The sequence below is a fragment of the Falsiroseomonas algicola genome, assembly GCF_011040385.1.
Lineage (GTDB): Bacteria > Pseudomonadota > Alphaproteobacteria > Acetobacterales > Acetobacteraceae > Falsiroseomonas > Falsiroseomonas algicola.
The window spans coordinates 1-2,553 of sequence record NZ_JAAIKB010000047.1 but is presented as its reverse complement, the minus strand read 5'-3'; the positions used below and the strand labels follow the sequence as shown (position 1 = coordinate 2,553).

Annotated in this window: 2 protein-coding genes; both read right to left on the bottom strand. The window is 71.6% G+C overall.

What is annotated here, in order from left to right:
• Positions 1-107 precede the first annotated feature (107 nt).
• Entirely contained in the window at positions 108-872 is a 765-nt protein-coding gene (gene istB, locus G3576_RS30915; protein WP_164698322.1) for an IS21-like element helper ATPase IstB, read from the bottom strand.
• Positions 873-881: 9 nt separating this feature from the next.
• Positions 882-2,423, bottom strand: a complete 1,542-nt coding sequence (istA, locus tag G3576_RS30910) for an IS21 family transposase (RefSeq protein ID WP_164698321.1) — start codon at positions 2,421-2,423, stop codon at positions 882-884.
• Positions 2,424-2,553 lie beyond the last annotated feature (130 nt).

Below are 2,553 nucleotides of genomic sequence, written 5' to 3'. Positions count from 1 at the left end.
TGCGGATTCCGACGAAGCTGGCCACGGATTCCGATTGAAGGCGGCCACCTGTTCCGATCGAAGCCGGCCGGGGTGTGGTGTCGGTGTGCGGGCGGTGTGAGTGTGGCCTAGCTTTCCCCCTCGGCGTCAACGGTGACGGCGCGGCGGGCGGCCCGGCGGCGCATTGACTCCCCCTTGAGCTCGATGCGGTGGGCGTTGTGGACGAGGCGGTCGAGGATGGCGTCGCCAAGGGTCGGGTCGGCGATCCATTCGTGCCATGCGGCCACCGGCAGTTGGCTGGTGACGACGGTGGCGGCACGGCCATGGCGGTCGTCGATGACCTCCAACAGGTCGCGCCGCCCCTCTGGCGTCAGCGGCGTCAGGCCCCAATCGTCGAGCACCAGCACCTGCACCCGTGCAAGGCCCTTCAGCATGCGGGCGTAGCGGCCATCGCCGCGGGCCAGGGCAAGCGCCTCCAGCAGCCGCGGCAGGCGCTGGTAGAGCACGCTGCGTCCGTCGCGGCAGGCCTTGTGGCCGAGCGCACAGGCCAGCCAAGTCTTGCCCACCCCGGTCGGCCCCGTCAGCAGCACGCCCTGGTGCCGGTCGATCCAGTCGCCGCTGGCGAGGCGCTGGAACATGGCGCGGTCGAGGCCGCGGGCGGCGCGCCAGTCGACATCCTCGATGCAGGCGGATTGGCGCAGGCCAGCGAATTTGAGCCGGGCCCGCATGCGCCGGTCCTCGCGGCCGGTCGCCTCGTGCTCGACCAGCAGGGCCAGGCGTTCCTCGAAGCCGAGGCCATCCAGGTCCGGCTGTCGTCTTTGCTCCTCGAGGGCCTGCGCCATGGCGACCAGGCCAAGGGCGCGCAACCGCTCGCTCGTCGGGTGGGTAAGCATGCTGTCTCCTCAGTGGTAGTAGCCGCCGCCGCGGATGTTCGGGTGCCGGATGGGCGGGGTGTCCGGCACGGGCTCCGGCGCGTAGGCACGGTCGAGGCCGTTGCGCAGAATGGATGCGATCGAGCCGTAACTGCGGGCGCCGATGTCGAGGCCGCGCTGGCACGCCGCCTCCACCCGGCCAGCGCCGTAGCCGCGCACCAGGCCGAGGATGCCAAGGCAGGCGCGAAAGCCCTGCTCGGGGTGGGGTTTGGCGGCCAGGATCGCCTCGACCATGCCGGATGCCGCGGAGCCGATCGCCGCGGCATCACGCCGCAGCCGGGCCGGGGTCCAGTCGGCATGGCGGCGGTGTGCGCTCGGCATGTGGTCCGGCGCGGTGGTGTGCCGGTGTCGCAGCGGGCTGCGGGGATGTGCCGCGGCGCGGCCGCCGTTGTGGAAGAACTCGACCACCCGCTCGGTGACGCGGGCATCGACCACGGCGCGGGCGAGCCGGTGGGGGACGCTGTACCAATGCCCCAGCACCTCGACGTGGTAGTCGAGCCCGACCCGGCAGCGGCGCCATTCGGCATACTCGAAGGGCTCGGGCGGCAGGTCGAGCAGCCTGCCGGCCTCAAGCCGGTCGAACAGTTCGCGCCGGCTGGCGCCCAGTCGCCGCATGGGCCGCGCGTTCAACCGCTCCAGCAGCGCGCGAACGGCGGCATTGGCCTCCTCCAGCCCAAAGGGGCGGCGGTTGCGCAGGCAGGCCAGGATCCATCGTTCCACCACCTGCACGCCGACCTCGACCTTGGCCTTGTCGCGCGGCTTGCGGACGCGCGTCGGCACTACGGCCGCGCCGTAATGCGCCGCCATCTCCTGGTAGGTGCGGTTGATCCCGGGCTCGTAGCGGCACGCCGCGGTGACGCCGGCCTTGAGGTTGTCGCAGACGAGTTGCCGCGCCGCGCCGCCGAAGAAGGCGAAGGCATTGACGTGGCAGCCCACCCAGTCCGCCAGCCCCTGGCTCCAGCGCACCTCCGCGTAGGTCAGGCTGGAGGCGCCGAGCACGGCCACGAAGACCTCTGCCTGCCGCACTTCGCCGGTCGCCGGGTCGATCACCGCCAGCGTCTGCCCCGCGAAGTCGACGAACAGCTTGTCGCCGGCGAGATGGGTCTGGCGCATCGTCGGCGACACGCCGCCGCGCCAATCGGCGTGGAGATCGCAGAACCGGCCGTAGCCGTAGCCCCCCGGCTGCTCGGCCCTGTATTCCTGCCACAGCAGCATCAACGTCACGCCGGGTCGGCGGAGTTCGGCATGGATCCTCGGCCAGTCTGGCTGCGGCCGCAGCGCCTCCTTGGGCGTGAAAGGCGGGCTGAACAGCCTCGCCTCCAGCGCCGCATCGTCGAGCCCGGCCGGCACCGGCCAGCCGATGCCGCTCACCGTCGCGCGGCGAAGATATTCCGCCACCGTCGTCCGGCTAATGCCGATGGCAGCGGCTATCTGCCGCTCACTCTGGCCGCAGGCGTGCCTGAGGCGAAGGACTTCTCGAACCTGGCGCATGGGCAGTCTCTGGGCGGGCATGGCGCTCCCCGGCGTCGTTGCCGGACAAAGCCTGCCCTCGGTTGAGGACTACCCGCAGACCGCGGCCCTCACCCCAGCCGAAGGGTGGCCGCCTTGCGTCGGAATCAGTGGCCACCTTCCGTCGGAATCA